Below are 4,422 nucleotides of genomic sequence, written 5' to 3' on the forward strand. Positions count from 1 at the left end.
AGGCCTATTGACGTGTAGTCAAGGCCGATGCTTTTGAGGAAGACTGGAATGACAAACAGGTTGATTAGCCCGTCCATGCTTGCCTCAAAAAGCATCACGATTGTGGTGAGTGTGAAAAGTTTTCCCCTGCCAAACAGGTTGAAAGAGTCGCGTATTTTTCCGAAGTCCAACCCTCCAATCCCTGCCCTGTGCTGCCTCATTCCAATCGCAACGTAGAGGCCTGCTGCCCCAACCGCGCTAAGGAACAAAAACGAGTAGTCAAATCCAAGCGTGTTGAGAATGTACCCGCCCCCGACGGCCCCAAGGGCTATTGCGGCATAGCGGATGCTTACAAGCCTTGAAGTCGCCCTTGCAAAATCAGTGGGGGGCGTGTCTGCCATAACCGCATTTCTGTTGACAGCCCAGATTGATGCCTGCTTTAAACTGTCCACGGCCCTGCCTGCCAAAAAACCTGCCGGCGAGGAGGAGAGCATATATATTATGGGCGAGACCGCGCAACAGGCGGAGCTTAGGACAAAGTAAGCCTTATACCCAAACGACTCGGCTACTGAAGCAAGTGCCGTCCTCAAGACGGTGTAAATAAGCGGCAGGGAGGATATTATGGCCCCAACCATTCCAAGCTCCATGTTCCTGTGAAGCAGCAAAAGCGGCAGTATCATTCCAGTGGCGCTTATGGCAAAAGCATCTAGGAAATTTGCTGCCAACACCCGTTTCATACTAACAGCCGCCTCAGTTTTCAAGTCAAACAAGCAGTAGACATCTGAATTGGCAAGGTAAATTAAAAAACCTAGTCCGCCTGCTGGCTTTGTTCTGGAAAAACTGCGGAAAAAATGCGCATAAGTGGACACGAATTTTGCCAAAAAACCAGCGAATTCAAAACATATTTAAACCCCATATGTAGTATCTAAAGGGGTCAAAAAACACAACATATAGTGTTTTTGCCGACGGCGTCTAGGCGTTGGAAAACGCACGCGCGCAAGTCCGTTCACAGGCAAAGGCGGTGCGCGCGGCTCAAGGGTGGTCAAGATGACACAAACGCAAACTCAGGTCGTTTTCGAGCAGCATGTCAAGCAGATAAAAAAAAGGGACGGAAGCACAGTTCCTTTTGACAAGGAAAAAATCACCGAGGCAATATTCAAGGCCGCACGCTCGGTTGGCGGCACGGACAGGCAGCTTGCGGCAAGGCTTGCAGATGCAGTCGTTGTTGAGCTCACAAAGATTTTTGATGGGGAAATCGTCCCAAGCGTTGAGCAGGTCCAGGACATAGTTGAAAAAGTGCTTATTGAGACCGGGCATGCTGCAACTGCCAAGGCCTACATACTTTACAGGCAGGAGCGGACGAAAATCAGGGCGCAGTCCCGCCAGATACCCGAACACGTAAGGAATTTAGTCGAGCAAAGCAAAAAATACTTCAGAAGCCCCCTTTGTGAATTTGTCTATTACAGGACCTACTCCAAATGGCTTGAGGGAGAAGGAAGGCGAGAGACTTGGGTGGAAACTGTCGGGCGATACGTTGACTTTATGCGCGAGAACCTTGGCGACAAGCTTGCCCTGGTTGAATACGAACAGATTAGGGACGCAATACTGCGCCAGCAGGTCATGCCATCCATGCGCCTTCTCTGGGCTGCAGGCAAGGCGGCCAGGACGACAAACGTAGCCGCGTACAACTGCTCTTACATAGCGCCAAGCTGCCTTGCGGATTTTGGGGAAATAATGTACCTTTGCATGTGCGGCACTGGGGTTGGCTTTTCGGTTGAGGCGCAAACAGTGCAGCAGCTCCCCCTCATTGAAAAGCAGTCCGGGGAGAAGCTTCCAGTGCATGTTGTGGATGACAGCAAGGAGGGCTGGGCCGATGCCCTTGTGCTTGGCCTTAAGACCTGGTATGGTGGCAAGGACGTTGAATTTGACTTTTCAAGGCTTAGGCCCCAGGGGGCAAGGCTCAAAACCCTTGGCGGAAAAAGCTCTGGCCCAAGGCCCCTTATCGCGGTTCTTGAGTTTGCAAGAAGAAAAATACTTTCAAAGCAGGGGCTGCGCCTCTCGCCAATCGATGTGCACGACATAATCTGCAAAATAGGCGAGGTAGTTGTCATGGGCGGGGTGAGGAGGACCGCCCTCATATCTCTTTCCGACCTGAACGACGCAGAGATGAGATTTGCAAAAACGGGGCAGTTCTACCTGACTGAAATGCAGCGGTCAATGGCAAACAACTCGGCGGTATACAGTGAAAAGCCGTCTGCAAGCGTGTTCATGGACGAATGGATTGCTCTTGCAAAATCCGGCACCGGGGAGCGGGGCATATTCAACAGGGGCAGCCTGCAAAAGCAGATGCCTCAGAGGAGATGGGAAATGTTTGGATCCGGTTTTGCCACTTGCGGAACAAATCCGTGCGGGGAAATCATACTAAAATCAAAGGAGTTTTGCAACCTGACTGAGGTTGTGGCAAGGCCGGAGGACACGCAGGAAGACCTTGTTGAAAAAACAAGGATTGCAACTATCCTTGGCACCTACCAGTCAACACTCACAAATTTCCCCTATCTTTCGCCTGAATGGAAGAAAAACTGCGAAACAGAGCGGCTTTTGGGAGTCTCTATAACTGGGCAGTGGGACTGTCCTGCAGTCAGAAACCCTGACACGCTGCGGAAGATGAGGGAAAAGGCAATAGAAGTGAACAGAGATTATGCGGCAAGGTTTGGCATAAGCCAGTCAGCCTCGATAACATGCGTCAAGCCATCGGGCACTGTCTCGCAGCTTGTTGACAGCGCTTCAGGGCTGCACCCAAGGCACTCAAGGCACTACATAAGGCGCATCAGGATTTCTTCTACTGACAGCCTGTTCAAGATGATGCGCGACCAGAAAGTGCCCTATTCACCTGAAGTGGGGCAGACAAGTGCGGATGCGACAACTTACGTGCTTGAGTTTCCAGTCAAGGCGACAAACGGCACGCACTTTAGAAACGACCTGAGCGCAATAGAGCAGCTGGAGTACTGGAAGATGGTAAAGGAGAACTTTACAGAGCACAATCCTTCAGTCACGGTTTCTGTTGGGGAAAACGAATGGATTGCAGTTGCAAACTGGCTCTACGAGCACTGGGACATGCTTGGCGGCCTTTCCTTCCTGCCACGCTCCAACCATGTCTACACCCTTGCGCCATACGAGGAGGTAAGCGAGGAGAAATACAATTCCCTTGCCGCCCAGTTCCCCCAGATTGACTTTTCGCGAATCCTCCTTTATGAAAAGGATGACGACACGCAAGGCTCAAAGGAACTTGCCTGCTCTGGCGGCTCCTGCGACATTGTCTGAAAAACCGCTGACAATGCCCTGGATTCAGGCAGCCTTCCGCTATTTTTTTCTACCTTAAGAAAAATGCCCTGACTTATTCTTTCAAAACAATAGGTTTTTTTTATTCCATGCAGCAACTGGCAAGCATTATAAGCATGTGTTGAGCGGAGAAGGCACATATGCCTGGAACTGGCTGCTGCAACCAATTTGCCTTTGGTTTTTATGCACTTTCACAAAAATCCGCCTTCACCAAAAAGCGCGCTTGATACCAAGCCTTCGAATGTTAGGGCAGAGTTCCTTGAAAAATTTAGGAGGCTGAAACGCTTCATAGAAGAGCACCAGGATGGAACTGATTTTGCCCCAAACGGGGAATTTTACAGGATTTGCAGGGTTGACAATGCGGCATCCCACCTGTCTGGCGTTGTTGAAGAGAGGCACAAAATAACAGATGGGAAGATATCAGCGCTAAACGGCGCTTTCAGGGCTGCAAGAAAGGCAAGCAAAAACGGGCACGGAATATTCCTTTTTTCCCAGGTGGACTCAAGTGAAATAGTTATTGTCAGCTTTGAGCACTAGTTTGGCTGCAGCGCCGCGTCAGCCCACTGCAGCGATTTATGAACCCACGGGCTTGTGCATACTTTGGGCTCCTGCATTCACTTTTTGCGCAGCATCTTTTCCACAAGGCTTTGCGCGCTTGCAAAGCCCACCCCAAGCCTCCTAAAGTCCTCAAAAGTTTCCTGCATGCCCCTTTTTGATATCTCCTTTATTGCATCCTTCACAAGGAAGATTTTACATCCATTTTTCTCTTTTTCCACCCATGCGCAAAGCCTTTCAATGGCGCACTTGACACAGTATTCAGTGACCACACCTGTCACGTAGATTTCGCTTCTTGGGCCTATTGTCTTCAAAAGCATGCTTGCATATGGGTTGCCTCCATGGGCGACAGGCATGAATTCATCAAGATGGTCCTTTGTCAGAATGACCTGCTGCTTTTCAAACGCGCCTTCAAGCTGGGCCTTGGTGTATTTTTCCCTCCAGCTTATTACGGACAGGCGGTCGGATGCAAGCAGCGTGGGCAGTATGTTCCTCTGGCCATAAGTGCCGCTCATGCAGTGGTCCGGCCAGGGCCCTCCGTTTCTTTTC

The 4,422-nt window shown here is 50.4% G+C and carries 3 protein-coding genes; 2 read left to right on the forward strand and 1 reads right to left on the reverse strand.

What is annotated here, in order from left to right; translation table 11 throughout:
• The coding region (locus tag FJZ26_04420) for an MFS transporter (protein ID MBM3229648.1) at positions 1-716 on the reverse strand (716 nt) is incomplete at its 3' end.
• Positions 717-1,026: 310 nt separating this feature from the next.
• On the opposite strand from FJZ26_04420, the gene FJZ26_04425 reads away from it, so the two are divergent.
• Both FJZ26_04425 and FJZ26_04430 read left to right on the forward strand, forming a co-directional pair.
• Positions 1,027-3,300, forward strand: a complete 2,274-nt coding sequence (locus FJZ26_04425; GenBank protein MBM3229649.1) for a ribonucleoside-triphosphate reductase — start codon at positions 1,027-1,029, stop codon at positions 3,298-3,300.
• A 201-nt stretch (positions 3,301-3,501) separates the two neighbouring features.
• Complete coding sequence (locus tag FJZ26_04430; protein MBM3229650.1) at positions 3,502-3,855, forward strand: hypothetical protein; 354 nt, start codon at positions 3,502-3,504, stop codon at positions 3,853-3,855.
• The last annotated feature ends 567 nt before the right edge of the window (positions 3,856-4,422 follow it).

The organism is Candidatus Parvarchaeota archaeon, assembly GCA_016866895.1.
In the GTDB taxonomy this organism is placed as follows: Archaea; Micrarchaeota; Micrarchaeia; order Anstonellales; family VGKX01; genus VGKX01.